Source organism: Streptomyces sp. NPDC094034, from assembly GCF_040303865.1.
In the GTDB taxonomy this organism is placed as follows: Bacteria; Actinomycetota; Actinomycetes; order Streptomycetales; family Streptomycetaceae; genus Streptomyces.
On record NZ_JBEOUD010000015.1, the window covers coordinates 25,261 to 45,715 of the forward strand.

The 20,455-nt window shown below is 69.7% G+C and carries 17 protein-coding genes; 8 read left to right on the top strand and 9 right to left on the bottom strand.

Features of this window, described 5'->3' with window-relative positions:
• Nucleotides 1-28: 28 nt before the first annotated feature.
• Complete coding sequence (locus ABTZ59_RS15960) at nucleotides 29-1,381, bottom strand: lysine N(6)-hydroxylase/L-ornithine N(5)-oxygenase family protein (RefSeq protein WP_351396771.1); 1,353 nt, start codon at nucleotides 1,379-1,381, stop codon at nucleotides 29-31.
• A gap of 248 nt (nucleotides 1,382-1,629) precedes the next feature.
• On the opposite strand from ABTZ59_RS15960, the gene ABTZ59_RS15965 reads away from it, so the two are divergent.
• Nucleotides 1,630-2,577 carry a methionyl-tRNA formyltransferase gene (locus ABTZ59_RS15965; protein ID WP_351396774.1) on the top strand — a complete coding sequence of 316 codons (948 nt, stop codon included), beginning with the start codon at nucleotides 1,630-1,632 and terminating at the stop codon, nucleotides 2,575-2,577.
• Between the two features lie 138 nt (nucleotides 2,578-2,715).
• On the opposite strand, the gene ABTZ59_RS15970 is transcribed toward ABTZ59_RS15965, so the two are convergent.
• Entirely contained in the window at nucleotides 2,716-3,552 is an 837-nt protein-coding gene (locus tag ABTZ59_RS15970) for an NAD(P)H-binding protein (protein ID WP_351396777.1), read from the bottom strand.
• Between the two features lie 98 nt (nucleotides 3,553-3,650).
• Here ABTZ59_RS15970 and ABTZ59_RS15975 point away from each other — a divergent pair, with 98 nt between their 5' ends.
• On the top strand, nucleotides 3,651-4,670 hold the full coding sequence (locus ABTZ59_RS15975) for a cupin domain-containing protein (protein ID WP_351396780.1): 1,020 nt from the start codon (nucleotides 3,651-3,653) through the stop codon (nucleotides 4,668-4,670).
• A gap of 52 nt (nucleotides 4,671-4,722) precedes the next feature.
• On the opposite strand, the gene ABTZ59_RS15980 is transcribed toward ABTZ59_RS15975, so the two are convergent.
• The gene (locus ABTZ59_RS15980; RefSeq protein WP_351396783.1) at nucleotides 4,723-5,586 is read right to left on the bottom strand and encodes a winged helix-turn-helix transcriptional regulator; all 864 of its coding nucleotides are present in this window, start codon (nucleotides 5,584-5,586) and stop codon (nucleotides 4,723-4,725) included.
• A gap of 91 nt (nucleotides 5,587-5,677) precedes the next feature.
• Between ABTZ59_RS15980 and eno the strand changes: the two genes are divergently transcribed.
• Nucleotides 5,678-6,970, top strand: coding sequence for a phosphopyruvate hydratase (eno, locus tag ABTZ59_RS15985; RefSeq protein WP_351396786.1), 1,293 nt, complete (start codon nucleotides 5,678-5,680; stop codon nucleotides 6,968-6,970).
• An 89-nt stretch (nucleotides 6,971-7,059) separates the two neighbouring features.
• On the opposite strand, the gene ABTZ59_RS15990 is transcribed toward eno, so the two are convergent.
• Nucleotides 7,060-7,908 carry a PhzF family phenazine biosynthesis protein gene (locus tag ABTZ59_RS15990; protein WP_351396789.1) on the bottom strand — a complete coding sequence of 283 codons (849 nt, stop codon included), beginning with the start codon at nucleotides 7,906-7,908 and terminating at the stop codon, nucleotides 7,060-7,062.
• A 514-nt stretch (nucleotides 7,909-8,422) separates the two neighbouring features.
• Between ABTZ59_RS15990 and ABTZ59_RS15995 the strand changes: the two genes are divergently transcribed.
• On the top strand, nucleotides 8,423-9,043 hold the full coding sequence (locus ABTZ59_RS15995) for an NAD(P)H-dependent oxidoreductase (protein WP_351396792.1): 621 nt from the start codon (nucleotides 8,423-8,425) through the stop codon (nucleotides 9,041-9,043).
• 99 nt (nucleotides 9,044-9,142) lie between these two features.
• Here the strand turns inward: ABTZ59_RS15995 and ABTZ59_RS16000 are convergent, their stop codons facing one another.
• Entirely contained in the window at nucleotides 9,143-11,665 is a 2,523-nt protein-coding gene (locus ABTZ59_RS16000) for an SdrD B-like domain-containing protein (RefSeq protein WP_351396795.1), read from the bottom strand.
• A 252-nt stretch (nucleotides 11,666-11,917) separates the two neighbouring features.
• On the opposite strand from ABTZ59_RS16000, the gene ABTZ59_RS16005 reads away from it, so the two are divergent.
• Nucleotides 11,918-12,619, top strand: coding sequence for a hypothetical protein (locus ABTZ59_RS16005; RefSeq protein ID WP_351396798.1), 702 nt, complete (start codon nucleotides 11,918-11,920; stop codon nucleotides 12,617-12,619).
• 7 nt (nucleotides 12,620-12,626) lie between these two features.
• Here ABTZ59_RS16005 and ABTZ59_RS16010 read toward each other — a convergent pair whose 3' ends face one another.
• Complete coding sequence (locus ABTZ59_RS16010; RefSeq protein ID WP_351396801.1) at nucleotides 12,627-13,979, bottom strand: right-handed parallel beta-helix repeat-containing protein; 1,353 nt, start codon at nucleotides 13,977-13,979, stop codon at nucleotides 12,627-12,629.
• 87 nt (nucleotides 13,980-14,066) lie between these two features.
• Here ABTZ59_RS16010 and ABTZ59_RS16015 point away from each other — a divergent pair, with 87 nt between their 5' ends.
• Complete coding sequence (locus ABTZ59_RS16015; RefSeq protein ID WP_351396804.1) at nucleotides 14,067-15,224, top strand: Dyp-type peroxidase; 1,158 nt, start codon at nucleotides 14,067-14,069, stop codon at nucleotides 15,222-15,224.
• Nucleotides 15,225-15,290: 66 nt separating this feature from the next.
• Nucleotides 15,291-15,479 carry a hypothetical protein gene (locus ABTZ59_RS16020; protein WP_351397116.1) on the top strand — a complete coding sequence of 63 codons (189 nt, stop codon included), beginning with the start codon at nucleotides 15,291-15,293 and terminating at the stop codon, nucleotides 15,477-15,479.
• Nucleotides 15,480-15,528: 49 nt separating this feature from the next.
• Here ABTZ59_RS16020 and ABTZ59_RS16025 read toward each other — a convergent pair whose 3' ends face one another.
• Both ABTZ59_RS16025 and ABTZ59_RS16030 read right to left on the bottom strand, forming a co-directional pair.
• On the bottom strand, nucleotides 15,529-16,257 hold the full coding sequence (locus ABTZ59_RS16025) for an SDR family oxidoreductase (protein WP_351396807.1): 729 nt from the start codon (nucleotides 16,255-16,257) through the stop codon (nucleotides 15,529-15,531).
• Between the two features lie 257 nt (nucleotides 16,258-16,514).
• The gene (locus ABTZ59_RS16030) at nucleotides 16,515-17,480 is read right to left on the bottom strand and encodes a pirin family protein (RefSeq protein WP_351396810.1); all 966 of its coding nucleotides are present in this window, start codon (nucleotides 17,478-17,480) and stop codon (nucleotides 16,515-16,517) included.
• Nucleotides 17,481-17,596: 116 nt separating this feature from the next.
• Here ABTZ59_RS16030 and ABTZ59_RS16035 point away from each other — a divergent pair, with 116 nt between their 5' ends.
• The gene (locus ABTZ59_RS16035) at nucleotides 17,597-17,941 is read left to right on the top strand and encodes a tetratricopeptide repeat protein (protein ID WP_351396813.1); all 345 of its coding nucleotides are present in this window, start codon (nucleotides 17,597-17,599) and stop codon (nucleotides 17,939-17,941) included.
• Between the two features lie 56 nt (nucleotides 17,942-17,997).
• Here the strand turns inward: ABTZ59_RS16035 and ABTZ59_RS16040 are convergent, their stop codons facing one another.
• Nucleotides 17,998-20,403 carry a phosphoketolase family protein gene (locus tag ABTZ59_RS16040; protein WP_351396816.1) on the bottom strand — a complete coding sequence of 802 codons (2,406 nt, stop codon included), beginning with the start codon at nucleotides 20,401-20,403 and terminating at the stop codon, nucleotides 17,998-18,000.
• Between the last annotated feature and the right edge of the window lie 52 nt (nucleotides 20,404-20,455).

The following is a 20,455-nucleotide window of genomic DNA, read 5'->3' on the forward strand; positions in this document are numbered from 1 at the left end:
CGGGGCGCGTTCTCGGGGCGCGAGAGTCCTAGCGGACGGAGCCGATGCCGTCGGCCACCGGCCGGGACTCGCCCCGGGCGCGCTCGGGGCCGCGGTCGAGGATCGAGTCCAGGATTTCGCCGACCCTGATCGCGGTGTTGGACAGCAGAGACGACGTGATGCCGTGTGTGTGCTCGGTGCCGCCCTGGAGGTAGATACCGCAGCGCAGTTCGGGGTCCGTCGTGATGCGGTAGTCCCGCTCGACACGGACCCGGCCCTGGTCGTCGCGGCGGCAGCTTTCCGCGACCTCGCCGAGGAGACCGAGGGGGTCGGCCTGGCTGTAGCCGGTGGCGAGCACCACGACGTCGGCGTCCAGCACCTCCTCCTCGCCGGTCACCAGGGAGGTGACGGTGGCGCGGACCTGGTTCCCGATCTCCTCGACGGCGGTCAGCCGGGAGATGTTGAGGAAGCGCAGCCGCTCGTTGCCCAGGACCTTCTCCTGGTACGACTGCCGGTACAGGTCGTCGATCAGATCGATGTCCACGACGGAGTAGTTGGTGTTGCCGTGGTAGCCCATCAGCTTGCGCTTGATGTCGTCGGGGGCGGTGAAGTACTCGTCGACCGCCTCGGGGTCGAAGATGCGGTTGGCGAAGCTGCTGTCGTCGGCGGGGCTGTAACCGTAGCGGGAGAAGACGGCGCAGACCTCGGCGCCCGGGAAGCGGCGGTGCAGATACGCCACGTTCTCGGCGGCGCTCTGACCGGCGCCGACCACGATGAACCGAGTGGGGTCGGCGCCCTCCAGGCCATCCACCTTCGCGAGGAGGTCGGAGTTGTGCCAGACGCGGTCGGTCCGCTCGACACCCTCCGGCAGAAGGGGGCGCAGACCTGTGCCGATGACGAGGTTGCGGGCGCGGTGGACCACCGCCTCCGTCCCCGAACGGGCCGTTACGTCAAGGTACTCCACCACTCCGTCGCGCACGACGGGGGCGACGGCGATGACCTCGTGGCCGTAGGAGACCATGTCGTCCACTTTCGCCGCGGCCCACTCGAAGTAGTCGTGGAACTCGACGCGGAGCGGGAAGAGGTTCTTGTGGTTGACGAAGTCGATCAGCCGGCCCTTGCTCTGGAGGTACCGCAGGAAGGTGTACTCGCTGGACGGGTTGCGCAGCGTCACCAGGTCCTTGAGGAACGACACTTGCATCGTCGCGTCGTCGATCAGCATGCCGCGGTGCCAGCCGAAGCTCGGCTGTGACTCGAAGAAGTGCGCGGTGACCGCCTCCCGCCTGCCGACACTCGCGTTGTGTTCGCTCAGCGCGATCGCCATGGCCACATTGGACGGACCGAAGCCGATCCCTATGAGGTCATGGATCAAAGGTGTGTCGCCAGGAAGAACCTGTGACATGTCACTCCCATCGTGCGGGACAGCCGCCTGTCGGACGTGGATGAAAAAACGAGACGCCGAGCCCGCCGTGCACGCCGGCCAGTCGAACTTAGGTAAAGCTAACCTGACCTGGGTCGGGCTGTCGACTGGACGAATCGGGCAGGCGGGGGGCCCGGCCACCCAACGGGCCCCGATCCGAGGCCCGTTGCATCCTTAGGTAAGGCTTGCTTTACTTGCTGCGATCATTCGCTCTTCTGAGGAGGAACCCCATGCGGGTCGTCATGTTCGGTTACCAGACCTGGGGGCACCGCACCCTGCGCGCACTCCTGGACTCCGAGCACGACGTGGCGATGGTCGTGACACACCCCAAGAGCGAGCACGCCTACGAGAAGATCTGGAGCGACTCGGTCGCCGACCTGGCCGAGGAGCACGGCGTCCCCGTCATCATCCGCGACAGGCCGGACGACGAGGAACTGCTCCAGCGGCTCAAGGAGGCCGACCCGGACATCATCGTGGCCAACAACTGGCGCACCTGGATCCCGCCGCGGATCTACGGCCTTCCCCGTTTCGGCACGCTGAACATCCACGACTCGCTCCTGCCGAAGTACGCCGGCTTCTCACCGCTGATCTGGGCCCTCATCAACGGAGAGCGAGAGGTCGGCGTCACGGCCCACATGATGGACGAGGTGCTCGACGCGGGCGACATCGTGGACCAGCGCGCGGTGCCGGTGGGGCCCACGGACACCGCCACCGACCTGTTCCACAAGACCGTCGACCTCATCGCCCCCGTCACGGTCGGCGCCCTGGATCTGATCGCCTCCGGCCGGACCGAGTTCACCAAGCAGGATCGCTCTCAGGCCAGCTTCTTCCACAAGCGGTCGGAGGAGGACATCCGGATCAACTGGGACTGGCCCGCCGATGCCCTGGAGCGCCTGATCCGCGCTCAGTCCGCGCCGTATCCGAGCGCGTTCACCTTCCACAAGGGCAGGCGTCTGGAGGTCCTCACCGCGGTCGTCTCCCAGGGGCGCTACGGAGGCACACCCGGCCGCGTCTTCTACCGCGAGGGCGACGGCGTGGTGATAGTCGCCGGCGCGGACGCGCGGACCGGCCGCAACCAGGGCCTGGCCATCACCCGCGTGCGGACGGAGGACGGCCGGGAACTGCCCGCGGCCGAGTACTTCACCTCCATGGGCGGCTACCTCACCAGCCGTCCCTGAGGAACGAGCACGGCAGAGGGGTCGCCGGTGTGGTGCGGCGCGTCGCCGTAACGGGCCGGCCGCCGGCCGGACGTCTCCAGCGCGGCGAACCGGCCCAACACCCGCTCCCGGTACGGCGCGAGCACCGCCGCCGGGCGATCAGCGCCGCCAGGCTCCCGCCGCCGCGGTCCGCACGACGTACTCCTCGAAGGTCCGGGGCGCCCGCCCCAGCAGGGTGGCGAGGTCATCCGTCGTCGCGGCGATCAGCCCGCGTTCCATCAGCACGAACATCTCGGCGACATGGTGGGCGTCCTCCTCGCTCAAGCCCTCCTCGACCAGCGCCGCCGCGTACTCGGCGGGAGAGATCCGCCGGTAGGTGAGGGGCCGTCCGGACGCCCGGGAGATCAGCTCCACGGCCTCGCCGAAGGTGAGCGCGCGCGGTCCGGTCAGCTCGTAGACGCGTCCCGCGTGCCGGCCGGCCTCGGTCAGTACCTTCGTCGCGGCGTCGGCGACGTCGTCCACGTCGATGAACGGCTCGGGAACCGCGCCGGCCGGGAGCGCCAGTTCCCCGGCGACCAGCGGGGCGTGGAAAACGTCCTCGTCGAAGTTCTGCGCGAAATTCGACGGCCGCAGGATGGTCCACTCCAGCGCCGAGCCGCGTACGGCTTCCTCGGCCGAGCGCATGTCCAGCCCGAAGGCGGAGTCCCCCCAGGTGTCGGCGCCGCGCCCGGAGAGCAGGACCAGCCGCCGCACTCCGGCGGCCTCGGCCCGGGCGACGAACTCGTGCACCGGGCCCGGCACGCGCGGGGCCACCACGTAGGCGACGGAGATACCTCGCAGGGCCGAATCCCAGCCCTCGGGGTCGGACCAGTCGAACCGGGTCAGGCTCGATCGGGAGGCAGCACGGACCGGTGTGCCGTGCAGCCGCAACCGGGAGACGATCCGCCGGCCGGTCTTGCCGGTCGCGCCGAGGACGAGAGTGGTGTCGTTGCTCATGACACCGATTGAACAGGGCCGATTTGGACGAACCCATGGGCAAGAAGCCGGATCACCTGCGTATGCGTCCAACTTCGTCGTCGTCTAACCTGGCTGAGGTGGACGTGTTCAGCGATCTGATCCGCGGTGTGCGAGCCCACGGCTCGTTGTTCGCCAGCTCGACCCTGTCCCCGCCCTGGGCACTGCACTTCGTGGACGGCGCGCCGCTGACCCTGTGCACCGTCCTGACCGGGGCGGGCTGGATCGTGCCGGAGCACGGTCCGCCCGAGCCGCTGCGCGCCCGCGAGACGATCGTCGTGCGCGGCCCCGCGACGTTCACCTTCGTCGACGAGGTCGGTACCCGGGCCGAACCGATCGCCTGCGGCGAGTTCTGCGCGACGCCCGAGCAGGGCGGGACCCGGCACCGGCTCGGCTGGCACGACTGCGGCGCCGACACGGGTGACGTCCCTGGTGCGACGACCCTGATCGTCGGTGCCTATCCGGTGCGCGGCGAGATCAGCCGCCGACTCCTCGACGCGTTGCCCGCCGTGCTGCGTGTGGACGGCGGGGGCACGTCCGACCCGGTGCTGGACCATCTCGCCGCCGAGGTCGCCGTCGACACTCCGGGCCAGCAGGTAGTGCTCGACCGGCTGTTGGACTGGATGCTGGTCTGCACGCTCCGCGAGTGGTTCGACCGGCCCGGCGGCGAGCCCCCGGCCTGGTGGGCCGCCCAGCGGGACCCGGTGGTCGGCGACGCGCTGCGGCTGCTGCACGCCGAACCGGCGGCGCCGTGGACGGTCACCGCGCTGGCCGAGCGCACCGGGGTGTCACGTTCGACGCTGGCCAAACGGTTCGCCGACCTGGTCGGCGAACCACCGCTGACCTATCTCACCCGCTGGCGCATGACGCTCGCTGCGGACCTCCTGGTGGAGCAGGAGGCCGCGACCGTCGCGGAGATCGCCCGCGCCGTGGGCTACTCCGATCCGTTCGGGTTCAGCGTCGCGTTCAAGCGGGTCCGGGGCGCCAACCCGAGCGAGTTCCGACGTACCGCGATCACTCCCTTCCCGGCGGCCCGCACCACCATGGCGGACCGCACCGCCCCGGCGGCCCGCACCGCCCCGGCCGGCTCGAACGCCTGAACGCGCATCCCGGCACACCGCGGCGTGAGCGGGCGCGCCGGATACACCGCGGTCACGATGTCCGTGCGTATGCCGCCGCCAGGCTCAGGCTCCGCTCGACCGCCTGAGGGATGTCGATGACCGGGAACAGCACATGGCGTACGGTCCGCTCCGCGTCGATGACGAGGATCAGGCGTTTGTGCCGCAGCCGCCCCACACCATGGAACGTCGGCAGCCGCAGGGCCGCGGCCAATTGATGCCGCGCGTCGGAGAGCAGTGGGTACGGGACCGACTCGGCGCGGGCGAACTCCTCCTGTTCCTTGGGCAGTTGCGTACTCGTTCCGCGCAGCGCCACGCCTGCGTCCCGGAACCGGGGCCAGGCGTCGCCGAACAGACGGTTCTCCAGCGCGCAGCCGACGGCGCCCGGGATCGGCTCGTCCCACTCGACGCCCGTGCCGGGGTAGGCGAACAGCACGGTCGCCCCCCGCGAACCCACCACGTCCCGTTCGGTGCCGTCGGTGGCCGGCAGGACGAGCCCGCCGGGCACGCGGGTGCCCGCCAGCGCGTGTGCGCGAGCGTGCTCGGCGCCGCCCTCGGCCGCCGTGGCGGCAGCGGAGCCGTCGCCCAGGACCCAGCGGTCACCCCAGTCCTGCATGGCCACCAGCACCGGCAGCAGCGCCTGCCCGGCGTGCGTCAGCAGATACTCGTAGCGGACCGGACGTCGCTGGTAGAGGCACCGGCGCAGCACTCCCAGGGCGACGAGCCTGCCGAGCCGTTCGGTGAGGACCTTGCGGGACAGGCCGATCTCGGTGGCCAGCGCGTCGAAGCGGACATGGCCGCGCGCGATCTCCCGTAGGACCAGGACATTCCACCAGTCCCCCAGGACGACGGCCGCCTGGGCGATCCCGCAGGTCTCGTCGGCGTTGTGCATTCTCATCCGCCCATAGTAAGTTCCCTTTCGGGACTCACTTTGTTTCCCGACGGAACTTACCTCCGTCGTCATACGGCCGCACGTGAGGAGCAGCAGGGTGACCGTTATCAGCCGGGTCGTAGGACGAGAGATCCTCGACAGCCGGGGCAACCCCACCATCGAGGTCGACGTAGAACTGTCGGACGGATCGCTCGGCCGTGCGGCCGTACCGTCCGGAGCCTCCACCGGCGCGCGCGAGGCGGTGGAACTGCGCGACGGTGATCCCGCCCGCTTCCACGGCAAGGGGGTGCGGCGCGCCGTCGACGCCGTCAACGACCGCATCACGGATGCCGTCGTCGGGCTGCACGCCGAGGACCAGGCGACGGTCGACGCGACGCTCATCGAACTGGACGGCACGGCCGACAAGTCGGTGCTCGGGGCGAACGCGGTCCTCGGCGTCTCCCTGGCCACCGCGAAGGCCGCCGCGGCCGCCCACCGCCTGCCGCTGTACCGCTACGTGGGCGGGGTAGACGCCCGCCTGCTGCCGGTGCCGATGATGAACATCGTCAACGGCGGCGCCCACGCCGACAATCCGCTCGACTTCCAGGAGTTCATGATCGCCCCGGTCGGCGCGGCCACCTTCGCCGAGGCCGTCCGGATGGGCTCGGAGGTCTTCCACACCCTGCGCGGTGACCTCCTCGCCTCCGGCCACAGCGTGAACGTGGGCGACGAGGGCGGTTTCGCCCCCGACCTGCGCACCGCCGACGAGGCGCTGGACTTCGTCGTACGCGCTGTCGAGCGCACCGGCTACAAGGCCGGCGCCGACATCACCATCGTCATGGACCCGGCCTCCTCGGAGTTCTACCGCGACGGCATCTACGACTACACGGGGGAAGGCGTCCGCCGAGACCCCGCCGAGCACGCCGACTATCTCGCCGCACTGGTCGACCGCTACCCCATCGCCTCCATCGAGGACCCGATGGCCGAGGACGATCACGACGGCTGGCGCCTGCTCACGACGCGGCTCGGCGACCGCTGCCAGCTCACCGGCGACGATGTCTTCTGCACCAACGAAGCCCTGTTGCGGGCGGGGATCCGCGACGGCATCGCCAACTCGGTTCTGGTGAAGGTCAACCAGATCGGCACCCTGACGGAGACCCTGGCCACCGTCGCCACCGCCCACCGCGCCGGCTATACCGTCGTGATGTCCCACCGCTCGGGCGAGACCGAGGACACCACCATCGCCGACCTCGCCGTGGCCACCGGCTGCGGCCAGATCAAGACGGGTTCACTCTCCCGCGCCGACCGCACCGCCAAGTACAACCAACTCGTGCGCATCGAGGAGGAACTGGGTCCCCGGGCCCGTTACGCGGGACGGGAGGCGCTGGGACTGGACCGTCGGGACGACTGAAGCGGCCGAAGGCGCGCCGTCATCCACCGGACGAGGACGCTCCTTGACCGCTCCGTCCCTACCCGCTACGGCGGCTCGTCCTGAACCGGTCAGAGGATGATGGTGCCGTGGATGTAGCCGATGGCGGCGCCGCCGACCCAGACCGTGCCGTCCTCATCGGCGGTGATCTCGACGGTCCCCGCCCGGCCCAGGCGCGCGCCCTGAGAGACCCGATAGGCGGAGGGAGCGCCGCCGGTGGAGGTGAGCCACTGGCCGACGGAGGCGTTCATACTGCCGCACACGGGATCCTCGGCCACTCCGACGCCAGGGGCGAAGGTACGCATCTCGAAGGCGTGCTCGGCCCCTTCGGGGTAGGCACCGATCACACCGACCATCGCGGTCGGGACAAGGGAGAGGTCGGGTTCGAGAGCGATGACCTCCTCGGCCGTGGGCAGCTGGACAACGGCCCAGCCGGGGCCGTTGTCGACCCACTGGTGGGCAACGACACGATCACGCTTGATGCCGAACGCGGCGACGATCCGGTCGAGATACTCCTCGTCGAGGGCGCCGTCGCGGACGAGCGGCGGCGCGGCGAAGGACAGGGTGCCCTCACCGCAACGCACGCTGACCAGGCCCGCGGCGCATTCCTGCACGATGTGGTCGCTGTTCCGCGGTGTGCCGCCGTTGTCCAGCCACGCGCGGGCGGACCCGAGAGTGGGGTGCCCGGCGAAGGGCAGTTCGCCTCCAGGGGTGAAGATCCGCAGCCGGTAGTCCGCCGCCGTAGTGGTGGGAGGCAGGACGAACGTGGTCTCGGACAGATTCGTCCAGCGGGCCAGGCGTCGCATCTCCTCGTCGCCCAGATCCGTCCCGTCGAGGACGACGGCAACCGGGTTGCCGAGACAGGGACTTGAAGAGAAGACGTCGACCTGCGCGAACGTGCGTGAGCGCGGCACAGTCATCAAGGACCTTTCGGTAGCGGTCGGAGGCGGTTCTCGTACGCCCGTACGCGGCGGACACATGTCCATCCCAGCGGATTCCTGCCTTGCGGAACATGGCCAATCGCGACTCAGTGGCACGCTGCCGAGTTCCCGCCCTCGGTCGAGTTCCGGCCTCGGTCGAAGGATCTCCCGCGCGGCGGTGCGCGGAGACCCTCCGCGCTGGGCCCAGGTGTGGCCAGGACGGGAAGTTGGACGATCACAAAGGCATTCCGGCTCCTTACCCATGGGATCGTCCGCCCCTGTCGTGATTCCATCGTCATCATGAGAAGAAACGCCCATCTCGTCCTCGGTGCGGGACACATGATCACGGCACGAGCGGTGCCCGGTGAATCCTTGCCCGGCCACAGCCGCCCGACCCGGCCGTGGGTATCGGCACACCCATGACCGGCCCCGGCCACTCGACGCCTCGTTCAACGACCTCGACGCCGTACTCCTCACCCGGACGCCGTACTCCTCACGTAACGGAAGCACTTGGATGAGCACCGACGACAACTCCCTGACCTTGCTGGTCACCGCGAACCCAGACCCTCAGTCCCTGACACATCATGTGCGGGACAGACTCGCCTCGGCCCTTCACCCCCGGCCAGTCGAGGTCGCCGACCTGCACCAGGAGCAGTTCGAGCCCACGTTCACCCTGGCGGATCGCCATACATACCGCGAGGGCGGCGACTACCCGCCCGACGTTGTCCGCGAGCACCGTCGTCTCGAACGGGCCACCGACCTCGTTCTGATCTTCCCTGTGTACTGGTGGTCGATGCCGGCCCTGCTGAAGGGGTGGATCGACCGGGTTTTCATCAACGGCTGGGCCTTCGACTACTCCGCCGCTTCGGGCCTGCGCCCCAAGCTCCAGCGGCTCACGACGCATCTTCTGCCCATAGCGGGCGATGCCTCCGGCACGTTCGAGCGGCATGGGTACGACAGGGCTCTACGGACACAGATCGAGCACGGCATCGTCGACTACTGCGGAAGCCGCCGCGGTGCCACCGCGTTCATCCACGAATCCGAGCAGCCTTCCCCCGAAGCCACGGCGGCCGGCGTCGAGCGCGCGGTGCGGATCATCAGCGAAGCCGTTCGGGCCGACTCGCCGCGCGCCTGACCTCTCCTTCACGCGGACGCGCACCGACCGCTGTCGGCGATCAAGCCGGTCATGCCGACGGGCCGGTGCGTCGCACCGGCTCGTCGGGGATTTCGGGTGTCAGCGGTGCCTGGCGCGCCGCTTTCGGCTGATGAGAACGGCTGCCGCGCCCGCACCGAGGAGCAGGGTCACGAGGGCGAGAACCTCTCCCAGATCGGCCATACCCGTGTTGGCGAGGGAACCCGGTGGGCGGCCGGCCGGTGCCGGGGTGTTGGGCGGCGGGCCTGTCGGCAGCGCCGGTGTCGGAGTCGGTGTCGGAGTGGGAGTCGGTGTCGGGGACGGAGACTCTGGCGGCGTGGGCGACGGCGATTCCGGCTGCGGGATGTACACGCCGGCGTCGATCGTGTGATCAACCCCTCCTGGCGTGGTCGGCGCGGTGACCGGGGCGTACCCATTGCACAATCGGCCGGTGGTCGGCGGGGTCACATTGGAGTCATGCACCCGGTCGTCACCGACCCGTGGCAGGGTGAACCGCAGGTCGGTGGCCGCCGGTTGGCCCGGCACCTCGGTGGTGTCCGCGGTGCACACATCGAACTGCACGGTGTACTTGGCGCCCGGTGTCAGCTCGTACTCCGCGCCGACACCACCGAAGTAGTACTCGCCGGCGGCATCGGTCGTGGTCGTGGCGACCTGTTTGCCATCGGCGTCCAGCAGGTTGATCGTCGCGTCCGGCAACAGCACCTGCCCGGGGTCCTGAACGCCGTTGTGGTCGCCGTCGTACCACACCACATTGCCGATCTGGATCGGTGCGTTCGCCGCGGCGTACGCGATGTCGCCGAGACCACCGGCCTTGCCGAACCCGTTCTGGTTCGGACCGATGAACTGGTAGGCGTTGGCGGCCGGGTCGTTGCCGGGGCCGAGCCCGGTGGTGACGTCGTAGTAGCCGGTCCCGTTGGTGATGACCTGGCCGGTCGGGTCCATCTGCGTGCTGACGACCCACTGCTGCTGCGGGATGTAGGCGACCGATCCCAGCGCGGACTCCTGGTGCGGCCCGGGCTGGGTCGCGGAGCCGCCGTTCGGGAAGAAGTCACCCGGGAAGTACTCGACGACGCCGCTGGGCTGGACCCCGTCGATAGTCGGGTCCGTGGCGTGGTCGGGGCAGCTTCCGGTGCCTTCCCACTCGTACCCACCAGTGGGCGTGGCGCAGGCCATATTGATGTCGCCGCCGGACATGCCGTTCTGCGGGGTGTCGATGCCCGGCCTCGGGTCCAGCCCGCCCCAGCTCACGACGTCCATGAACCGGTCGCGGAAGCCGAGGATCATCGAGCCGTCGCGGGCGAAGGCCATGCTGGCCAGCTCCGGCTGCGGATCGATCATCGGGCCGTTCACACTGAAGGAGTCCCAGTCCTCCAGGTCGGTGTTCCACGGGTTCCAGTGGTTGACCTGGTCCCTGCCGGAGTTGCTGGTGAGCACGCTCCCGCGTTCGGCGGTCAGCGGCTGGGACAGCACGGTGGTGAACCGCTCGCCGTCATAGGTGGCGACGACGGCCTTCAGGTCCGAGCGCTGCTGTGTGCTCTCGGCACTGCACACGCCCCCCACATACAGGGTGTTGTCATGGGCGGCCACGCTGAACGGACGCCAGTCCTCGTCCGACGCGCACCCCGGGTCGGGGATCGGTACGGTCGCCTCGGGCTCCGACGCCGTGGGCCCGGTCGCGTCGAAGCTGACCAGGCTTCGGGTGAGCAGGTTCACCGCGTACAGGGTGGAACCGTCTTCCGACAGGGCCAGGCCGCCGATGCTCTCCTTGCCCGGCGCGTCGGTGAACCCGGCATCCTTGATCAGGTTGTCGGTGTCATGCGGTGTCTCCGTGGCGCCCGGCACCTTCGCGAACAGCTTCGGCGCGCCCCCGCCGTCGGTCGGCACGGTGTAGATCGCGTCACCGCCGTCCGGCCCGTACTCGGTGTACCGCCGGGCGAACGCCGACTGGAACAGTTGGTCGCGGTACTTGTCGTAGGCCAGCCCGAAGGTCGTGCCCACCTGTTCCTGAGTGTTGAGAACCTCCGGGCATGCCTCCTGCTCGGGGCAGTTGCCGCGGGCGCCCGTCCCGAACGCCACCAGTGCCCGGGTGTCCGTCCCGCCCGCGCCACTCTGGATCGGCACGAAATAGCGGGAATCGGGAAGCGTGTAGTCGGCCGGGTTCCAGACCCCGGTGATCACCGAGTCGTCCTTGCCGTCCGAGACGTCCACGAACGTGGTGAAGCTGTCGAAGTGGTTCGGCGCGGTCGACGCGGGCGCCGCCCGCAGATAGTCGCTGTAGGGCGCCGGGACGGTGACATCGACCCGGTACCGGCCGCCGGTCAGCTCGTTCGACGGCGGCACGATGACCTTTCCGGTGGCATCCGTGACACCGGTGACGTGATGGCCGGCGGAGTCGGCGACATCGACCTTCATTCCCCGCTGCGGCACGTCCATGGTCGAGTTGACCACTCCGGTGCCGAAGAAGTCCCGCAGCACCTGAACGGTCAGGGTGCCGTCGGACGCCACCGCGCCGGCCTGCCCGGCGCCGGTCAAGATCGCGCCTGTGCCGCCCCCTACCAATAAGAGGCCGCACAGCCCTAACCGCACCACTCCACGTAATGGCATGGCATTCCTTTACCTCGTCCTACGCTGATGTTAACTCGGCAGAATCCAGGGTGAGTTTACAAGTGACGGAACGTCATGTCCGGTAAACGCAGCGTTTGATGGTCCCCCGGCGAAGACCTGTTACAGTCGCGCCGCGTGCGGAGTATAAGAACGCGGAGCATCGACATCAAGCAGGGTCTTCCGGGACGCGAGCCGGGCCGGCGCCGCCGGTGGCCAGGGCGACGATGGGCGGCAGCCGCCGTCATCGGCATCATGGCTGCCGCCGTCACCGCTTTCGTCCTCCTCGGCGACAGCGGTGGCCCCACCGCCCCGCGGGCGTTGACCTCGGACGAAGTGAACCGGCTGGCTGTCACGCGGTTCCTCAACTACCAGGCGGGTGGCCGTGCGGTGACGATCACCGTGCCGAACGCCACCGGTGGACTGGTGATCACCGGATCCGTCGATTACCGCACCCACACCGGTTACGGGGTGGTGCGCGGGACCGGGCGCGACACATCCAGCGACGGGCTGATCCAGTGGACGGCCACTACCGTCCTGGTCCACCCCATGACGGATCCCCCGGCGACCGCACCCGCGTCGCCGCCCGCGTCCGGTTGGTACAGCCGTCAGCTGCGGACAACCGGCATGTCCCTGGACAGCTCGCTGGCCATCGCGCTCCGCCTCGGCAACGACCGGCCGGACAACGCCGCGCTGCTGCCGCAGAACGGCGCCGCATGGGTCGGGCGGGACACGGTGCACGGCCATCGGACGGACATCATGAACGGGCCTGACGCCGATACCAAGGCCGGTTCGTCGCAGACCGTGCGCTACTGGATCGGTTCGGACGGCACCATGCACCAGGTTCAGGTCAGTATCGCCTCCGAGTCGCAGCCGGTGGTCTTCGACTTCGACACCAGGGCGTACGTGCCCGTCCAGCCGGTCCCCGGAATCACACCGGCGCCGGGACCGTCGTAGCCGCCGCTCAGGAGGTCCCTACCGCCGCACCGGTGGCGAGCAGCGACGCCGACGGCAGCGCGATGTCCGCGATGTCCGGCAGCGTCGGAACGTCCGGCACGGCGGTGGCGCCTGTGGTGGCGGCACGCGGGAACTCCGGCTGCGGGCCCGGCGCGGCCACGTCGGTGAACGGGATGCCCGCGGGCGCCGGCGGACTCGCCCAACTGCCGGAGGGCGTGGGGGACGTGGCGGAAAGCGGGCAGGACGCGGTGTCTTCGAGCCCCGCGGGTACGGTCCTGCGAAGCACGTTCCCCCGCAGGCAGTTGCCCTGTCCGCGGGTGGCGGTGGGGAACGTCCAGCCGACGTCGACGCCGTTGGCGGTGAAGGTGTTGTCCGTGATCCGGTTGCGGTCCGCCGTCAGGTCGGCGGTCGCGGTGATCAGGAGCCCGGCGTTGGTGTTTCCGGTGATCCGGTTGCGGATGAACTGGTTGTCGCTGCCGCCGTCGACGCCGATACCGAGGCCCCAGCCCCCGTCGGCCTGTTCGGGGGTCCGTGACTGCTGGTTGTCCGCGATCAGGTTGCCGGCGATGACGGCGTCGCGCTGCGGGAGCAGTTTCTCCTGGTGGTCGGAGTTGGTGGTCAGTCCGACGCGGTTGCCGACCAGACGGTTGCCGACCACATACATGTCGCCGCCGGCGTTGGTGCCTTCGTAACCGACCGCGTTGAGTTCGGCCACATTGTCCCGCACCACGATCCGACACGGCTTGCACTGGCCGACATAGATCCCCGAGTCCGCGCCGCCCGATGCGTAGGAGTGCTCGATGACACCGTTCTGCGCGGAGAACGCGTAGATGCCGTACAGGCCGTTACGGGTCGCGGTCACATGCGAGACCAGGAACGACTTCAGGAGGCTGACGGGTTCGTCGCCGGTGTCGTAACCGCCGCTCCCCGGCAGCCCGTTGACCGCCGCCGCCGAACCGGTGACCAGCACCCCGTTCTGCGTGTTCTGCCGCACGGTCAGATTCTGCACGGCCACCCCGGGCGCGGTGACGACCACTCCGTTCGGCCGTCGCAACTGCCCGTCGATGACCACCTTGTGGCGGGACTCGCCCCGCAGCGTGATACGAGCTGTGTCGATCCTCACCGACTCGCGGTACACACCCGGGGCCACCAGCACCAGATCACCGGGGCGGGCCAGGGACACCGCGTCCGAGATCGTCGGGGCGTCGCCGGGCACCCGGATCGTCACCCGCGCACCCTCCGGCCGTTGGCCCTTGCCCGATCCGTCGTCGCCGCCACCGCCGTCACCACCGCCGCAACCGGCCACCAGTGTCAGTGCGCCCAGTACCGCCGCCATCACGCGAAGAGCTGATCGAGACATGATCCCAGTCTGTCACGGCGGCGAATTCCGCGCCGGAATAGCGAAGTTGAACGGCAGACGCGAGGCGCGTATGGCACTCTGCACATCATGAACCGCGCCGATCGCCACCCGTCACGCCGCGCGTTCCTCGATGCCACCGGCGCCACGGTGGCCGCCGGTCTCATCGCCGGGTGCTCATCGGACTCCGCCCGGCCGGGCCCGCCCGCCCCTTCCGCGGCGGCCATGGCCACGACGGTCCCGGCGACGGGCCGGCATCAGGCGGGCGTCACGCTTCCCCAGTCGGCCCAGCGCAATCTGCTGGCCGTGGTGGCCGACCTCGACACCGCGGTGGCGCCCGGCCCATTGCTGGCGGAACTCGGCGAGACCATCCGCGCCCTCACCGCCGGGTCCGATCCGCGGCTGCTGGGCCTGTCCCCGGGTGACCTGACCGTGACCGTCGGCGTGGGTCCGCGGCTGGTACGGCCGGCCGGTGCCGCACTGCCCGGCGCGGCCGACCTCCCGCGGTTCTCCCGCGAACGCATCGCCCCGCCGGCCCGCGGCGGTGATCTGCTGATACAGATCTGCGCCGACGACGCCCTGCTCCTACCGGTCGTCGCCGCCGCGCTCCTTGACCAGGCCGGCGACCGCGTCCGCGAACGCTGGCGGCAGAGCGGACGCCGCGGTGCGAACGTGTCCGTCGCCGAGGGCGTCACCGCGCCGCGCAACCTGCTCGGCTTCATCGACGGCATCGTGGGCCCGCACACGACGGCCGAGCAGGAGCGTGACCTGTGGCTGGCCGGGCCCCCCGCGGTCGCCGGCGGCACCCTGGCCGTACTGCGGCGCATGGAACTCGACCTGACCCGGTTCGCCGCACTGTCCGTCGCCGAGCAGGAGGCGGTCTTCGGGAGGCGCCGGGCCAGCGGCGTACCCCTCTCCGGCGGGACCGTCGCCGCGGGCCCGGAACTCGGCGCCAAGACGCCCGACGGGCGCTATCTCGTCCCCGTGGACGCCCACGTCCGCAGGGCGAACCCCACCGTGGTCGGCGTCGGCCTCATGCTCCGCCGTTCCTACAGCACCGACGAGCCCGCCCCCGGCCTGCTCTTCATCAGCTTCCAGAACGATCTGCGGACCTTCACGGCCACACTCAGCCGCATGGACGCCTCGGACGCACTGCTGCCCTTCACCACCACGACCGCCAGCGCGACCTTCCTGATCCTCCCCGGCTTCGACGAACAGCACCCGCTCGGTTCCGGCCTGTTCGGCTGACCCCGCCGTGCCGGGCTCGACGGGGCCTCTGCGATGTCTGGCCCGTTTGAGCGGCCAGTTGGCATCTTGTTCAGCAGGGTGCTGGGACGCTCACCGCCGCCCCCGGCCGCCGACAGTGGCCGGCTCGTGCGTCGGACCGACTACGAGTTCCTGACATCGCCGCAGGCCCGTGAAGTTCTGCGGCAGGAGGACATCGCTGTGATCGACTACCGGACGATCCAGCGGGTCTGGTCTCAGATCGACGACCCTCGATGAGCCGATCCGGCCTGTCACCTGTGCGGGCCATGCGCTACGAGGGCATTGCTCAGACCTGTTCGAAGTGGAACGCTTTGATGAAGCAGTCGCGAGGCTGGCCGACGGCGAAGAGGATGCACTCCACGAGCGAGTGCGCGGTGAGGGTGTCCTTGGCCTCGCGCGGGGTGGTCTCCCACTCCTCGGAGAGCGGGTCGGCGTTGTCGAAGTCCGGCGGGTAGAGCGAGATCACCCGGACCCCTTGAGGACGCAGGCGCTTGGAGAGGATCTCGGTGAAGCCTGTTTGGGCGCTCTTGGCCGCATAGAAGGCGTCGTGCGCGTCTGACCGGTGATGGCCCGGTGTTCCGCATGCGGAAACCATCGTGACGATATCTGGCATCTCCGACTTGAGCAGGAGGGGGAGGAAGCTCTTCGTCGTCAGGACCGTGCCGGTGGCGCCGGAGGCAATGGTGTTGACGACGTCCTCGTCCGTCGCGGACAGCACATCCGGCCCTTCGAGGTAGCGAGAGCCGTTGTTGATGAGGATGTCGACGCGGTCGGTGTGTTCCGCGACGCCGGAAGCGAAGTCGCGGATTGATGCGGGGTCCGTCAGGTCGCAGGCGAAGGCATGCACGTGCCGATGGCCGCGGTCGCGAATCTCGTCGCGGACTCGTTGGGCGGCGGCGAGGTCGCGTGCCGAGAGGAAGACCTCGGCGCCGAGGTCCGCGAGGCGGATGGCCAGGGTTCGCCCGAAGTCACGGCCGGCGGCCGTGATGACGACGCGGTGGTTGTCCCATCTCATGGTGTCACTCCTGGATCGTGGATCGGTTGACGCGGTGCGTTGCGGCGGCTGACGTCGGCGGCGTCCGGGTGCCGGTCCTGGCCTTGCCTCGTCGGTTCGCGACGAGTTCGCGGCCTGGTCACACGTGCCCACACTTGCGCCACCCGGGCACCCGCGAAACCGGTCGACGGCAGGCACATCGGCGTTCCCCCGTCGAACCGGCGGGGGAACGCCGGGTGGGCACGCGGCGGGAACCGTTCCAAACCTGTCGCCGCGGGTCAGCGCACCCGTCCACGCGGTTTGAGTGCCACCGGCGGGAGTTCGGGGGCGGGGAGGCGGTCACCCGCGTAGCCGGTGACCTCGCCGAAGCGGGAGCCTTCCATCCAGCCCCTCCGCGCCTCCTCGATCTCCTCGTGCGAACGGCCGATGAAGTTCCACCACATGACGATCTCCTCCTCGAAGGGCTCGCCGCCGAGGAGCATCAGTCCGGCGTCGGACTCGGCGCGCAGGGGGAGTTCCGTGCGGCCGCAGCCGAGGTAGAGCATCGATCCGGGCAGTACGGGTACGCCGTCGACCTCGGCCTCGCCGGACATGGCCAGTACGGCGTATTCGAAGTCGGGGTCGAGCGGCAGCCGGGTCCGGGCGCCGCGGGCGAGGGCCAGGTCGGCGCCGACCAGGGGGCTGTAGGTGGTGCCTGGCGAGACGGCGCCGTCGAGGGCGCCGAGGATGACGGTGGCGATCAGGCCCGGGGCTGTGACGACGGGCAGGTCCGCGTGGTGCTGGAAGTGCGGGGTGACCTGGCGGTGCGCTTCCGGGAGGGCGACCCAGAGCTGGGCGCCGTGCAGGAAGCGCGCGTGTGAGCGCGGGCTCTCCTCGGAGTGGGAGATGGCCCGGCCGGAGGTCATCAGGCCCAGTTCGCGTGGGCGGACGGTCTGGAGGCTGCCCAGGCTGTCGCGGTGCAGCACCTCGCCGTCGTGCAGCCAGCTGACGGTCTGGAGCCCCATGTGCGGGTGGGGCGGCACCTGCATACCGGAGGCGTCGGCGATGTCATCGGGCCCGTAATGATCGACAAAGGCCCAGGCACCCACCATGCGGCGGCCCAGGTTGGGCAGCAGCCTGCGGACCTCCGTGGACTCCCCCAGCTGGACCCGGCGCGGGCTCAGCAACTCACGTACCGGTTCGGCGACGACGAAGCCGCGACCGCCGCAGACGCTGACGGATGCCTGACGATCAAGATTACTCATGGCGGACAACCTATTCCCGTGGTGCCCCGGTCGGGCAGTACCCACACGAATTCGATAGTGGAATGTTCAACCATCTTAGGGTGTTCAGGGTGTACGAAGACGATGAAGGAGGGCACGTGGAGACCACGTACTACGAGTACGGAACGGCCGCCGAGCGCTGGGACCGCGCGCGGCTGTTCTTCGACGCCAAGGAGTACGTCACGGCCGCCCGTATCCTCGGCGGGCTGGTGGACGAGGTTCCGGAGCAGGTCGCGCCGCGGCTGCTGCTCGCCCGCGCCTACTACCACTCGGCCCGGCTGGCGAAGGCCGAGACCGAGCTGCGAGCCGTCCTGGAGCGCGACCCGGTGGAGCACTACGCCCGGCTGATGCTGGGCCGGACGCTGGAGCGGCAGGGCAGGGCGGCTGAGGCCGCGCCGCACCTGCGCATGGCCGCCGCGCTGACCGGTGAGTTCACGCCGTAAGCCGTGGCGCGTACAGGGCGGCGCGGGCCCGGCTCCGCCGTCCGGTGGAGCCGGGCTCAGCCCGTCCACGTCCAGTCGGCGACCTCGGGCAGGTCCGTACCGTGCCGGCGGATCCAGGCGTGGTGGCGGGTACGTACGTCCGCCATCGTCTGGCGCACGGCGACCGCCCGGACCCCCAGCCCCGGCACGCGGTCGATCACATCCATGACCAGCCGGTAGCGGTCGAGGTCATTGCGGACGACCATGTCGAACGGGGTCGTGGTCGTCCCCCTCTCCTTGTAGCCGCGGACATGGAGATTGTCATGGCCCCTGCGGCGGTAGGCGAGCCGGTGGATCAGCCAGGGATAGCCGTGGTACGCGAAGATCACCGGCTTGTCGGCGGTGAACAGGGCGTCGTACTCGGAGTCCGGCATCCCGTGCGGGTGTTCGTCATGGGGCAGCAGCCGCGCCATGTCGACGATGTTGATCACGCGTACGACCAGCTGGGGCAGATACCGCCGCAGCAGGTCGGCGGCGGCCAGTGTCTCCAGGGTGGGCACGTCCCCGGCACAGGCCAGGACGGCGTCCGGCTCCCGGTAGCTGGTCTTCGAGGCGCTCTCCGTACCGGCCCACGACCAGACCCCCGCACCCCGGGCGGCGTGGGCGCGGGCCTCGTCGAGCGTGAGCCAGTCCAAGCTCGGCTGCTTGCCGGCGACGATCACATTGACGTAGTCGCGGCTGCGCAGCACATGGTCGGCCACGCAGAGCAGCGTATTGGCGTCCGGCGGCAGATAGACCCGTACGACCTCGGGGCTCTTGTTCAGGATGTGGTCGACGAAGCCGGGGTCCTGGTGGGAGAAGCCGTTGTGGTCCTGGCGCCAGACGTGGGAGGTCAGCAGATAGTTGAGGGAGGCGATGGGTCGGCGCCAGTGCAGTCGCCGCGAGGTCCGCAGCCACTTGATGTGCTGGTTGACCATGGAGTCGACGATATGGGCGAACGCCTCGTAGCTGGAGAAGAGACCATGCCGGCCGGTGAGGAGATAGCCCTCCAGCCATCCCTGGCACAGATGCTCGGAGAGCACTTCCATGACCCGGCCGTCGGGCGCGAGACGCTCGTCCGTGTCGAGCGTCTCGGCCTCCCATGCCTTCGCCGTGGCCTCGTAGAGCGCGTCCAGCCGGTTGGACGCCGTCTCATCGGCGCCGAAGACCCGGAAGTCGCGCCGTCCCGAGGACGCTTCCATGACGGATTCCAGCAAGGAGCCGAGCACCCGGGTGGGTTCGTGCAGGCCCGTACCCGGCCGGTCCACCCGGACCGCGTGCCGCTCCAGTGGCGGGACCGGCAGATCTCGCAGCAGCAGACCGCCGTTGGCGTGCGGATTGGCGCCCAGCCTGCGCGTTCCCGCCGGTACGCAGTCGAGTACCGAGGGATGGGGCGTGCCCATCGCGTCGAACAGTTCCTCGGGACGGTAGGAGCGCAGCCATGCCTGGAGCATGCGCAGATGGTCGGGGTTCTCCCGGACACGGCTCAGCGGGACCTGATGCGCGCGCCAGGTCCCCTCGACGGGCAGCCCGTCGACCTCACGGGGACCGGTCCAGCCCTTGGGCGTACGCAGCACGATCATGGGCCAGTTCGGCCGGTCGGTGCTCCGGCCCTCGCGGGCGTCCCGCTGGATCTGGGCGATACGGTCCAGGGCGCGGTCCATGGTCGCGGCCATGGCGCGGTGCACGGCCATGGGCTCGTCGCCGGTGACATGGAGGGGCTCATGACCGTAGCCGCGCAGCAGGGAGTCGAGTTCGCCCTCCGGCAGCCGGGCGAGCACGGTCGGGTTGGCGATCTTGTAGCCATTGAGATGCAGGATCGGCAGGACCGCGCCGCCGTGGATCGGATCATGGAACTTGTTCGCGTGCCAGGACGCGGCAAGCGGCCCCGTCTCCGCCTCACCGTCACCGATCACACAGGCCACCAGCAGCTCGGGGTTGTCCAGCGCGGCTCCGTAGGCGTGCGCGAGGGAGTAGCCGAGTTCGCCGCCCTCGTGGATCGAGCCCGGTGTCTCGGGAGCGACATGGCTGGGGACCCCGCCGGGGAAGGAGAACTGCCGGAAGAGCCGCTCCATGCCCGCCCGGTCCTGGCTGACATCCGGATAGGTCTCCGAGTACGTGCCGTCCAGCCAGGAATTGGCGAGTACGGCCGGACCTCCGTGGCCCGGCCCCCAGACGCAGAGCGCGTCGAGATCCCGGGCCTTGATCACTCGGTTGAGATGGGTGTGCACGAGGTTCAGGCCGGGTGAGGTCCCCCAGTGGCCGAGGAGACGGGGCTTGATGTGTTCCGGCGCCAGGGGCTCCTGGAGCAGCGGGTTGGCCATCAGATAGATCTGGCCGACGGCGAGATAGTTGGCGGCACGCCAGTGGGCGTCGAGAGCGGCGAGCTCTGCCTCGGTGAGCCCGGCCGACGCGCCCGCGGTGGTCGTGGTCGCCTTGCGCATACCCGTCTCCCTTCTCCCTGCTGTTCCCGGCCTTTCCGCCTTGTCCTTGAAC

What these genes read in the sequence shown, in the direction of transcription:
- ABTZ59_RS16030 (WP_351396810.1), bottom strand. Translation starts at nt 17,480, where the DNA reads ATGAGTAATCTTGATCGTCAGGCATCCGTCAGCGTCTGCGGCGGTCGC.
- ABTZ59_RS16025 (WP_351396807.1), bottom strand. Translation starts at nt 16,257, where the DNA reads ATGAGATGGGACAACCACCGCGTCGTCATCACGGCCGCCGGCCGTGAC.
- ABTZ59_RS16040 (WP_351396816.1), bottom strand. Translation starts at nt 20,403, where the DNA reads ATGCGCAAGGCGACCACGACCACCGCGGGCGCGTCGGCCGGGCTCACC.
- ABTZ59_RS16015 (WP_351396804.1), top strand. Translation starts at nt 14,067, where the DNA reads ATGAACCGCGCCGATCGCCACCCGTCACGCCGCGCGTTCCTCGATGCC.
- ABTZ59_RS15980 (WP_351396783.1), bottom strand. Translation starts at nt 5,586, where the DNA reads ATGAGAATGCACAACGCCGACGAGACCTGCGGGATCGCCCAGGCGGCC.
- ABTZ59_RS16010 (WP_351396801.1), bottom strand. Translation starts at nt 13,979, where the DNA reads ATGTCTCGATCAGCTCTTCGCGTGATGGCGGCGGTACTGGGCGCACTG.
- ABTZ59_RS15960 (WP_351396771.1), bottom strand. Translation starts at nt 1,381, where the DNA reads ATGTCACAGGTTCTTCCTGGCGACACACCTTTGATCCATGACCTCATA.
- ABTZ59_RS16000 (WP_351396795.1), bottom strand. Translation starts at nt 11,665, where the DNA reads ATGCCATTACGTGGAGTGGTGCGGTTAGGGCTGTGCGGCCTCTTATTG.
- ABTZ59_RS15965 (WP_351396774.1), top strand. Translation starts at nt 1,630, where the DNA reads ATGCGGGTCGTCATGTTCGGTTACCAGACCTGGGGGCACCGCACCCTG.
- ABTZ59_RS15970 (WP_351396777.1), bottom strand. Translation starts at nt 3,552, where the DNA reads ATGAGCAACGACACCACTCTCGTCCTCGGCGCGACCGGCAAGACCGGC.
- ABTZ59_RS16005 (WP_351396798.1), top strand. Translation starts at nt 11,918, where the DNA reads ATGGCTGCCGCCGTCACCGCTTTCGTCCTCCTCGGCGACAGCGGTGGC.
- ABTZ59_RS15995 (WP_351396792.1), top strand. Translation starts at nt 8,423, where the DNA reads ATGAGCACCGACGACAACTCCCTGACCTTGCTGGTCACCGCGAACCCA.
- ABTZ59_RS15990 (WP_351396789.1), bottom strand. Translation starts at nt 7,908, where the DNA reads ATGACTGTGCCGCGCTCACGCACGTTCGCGCAGGTCGACGTCTTCTCT.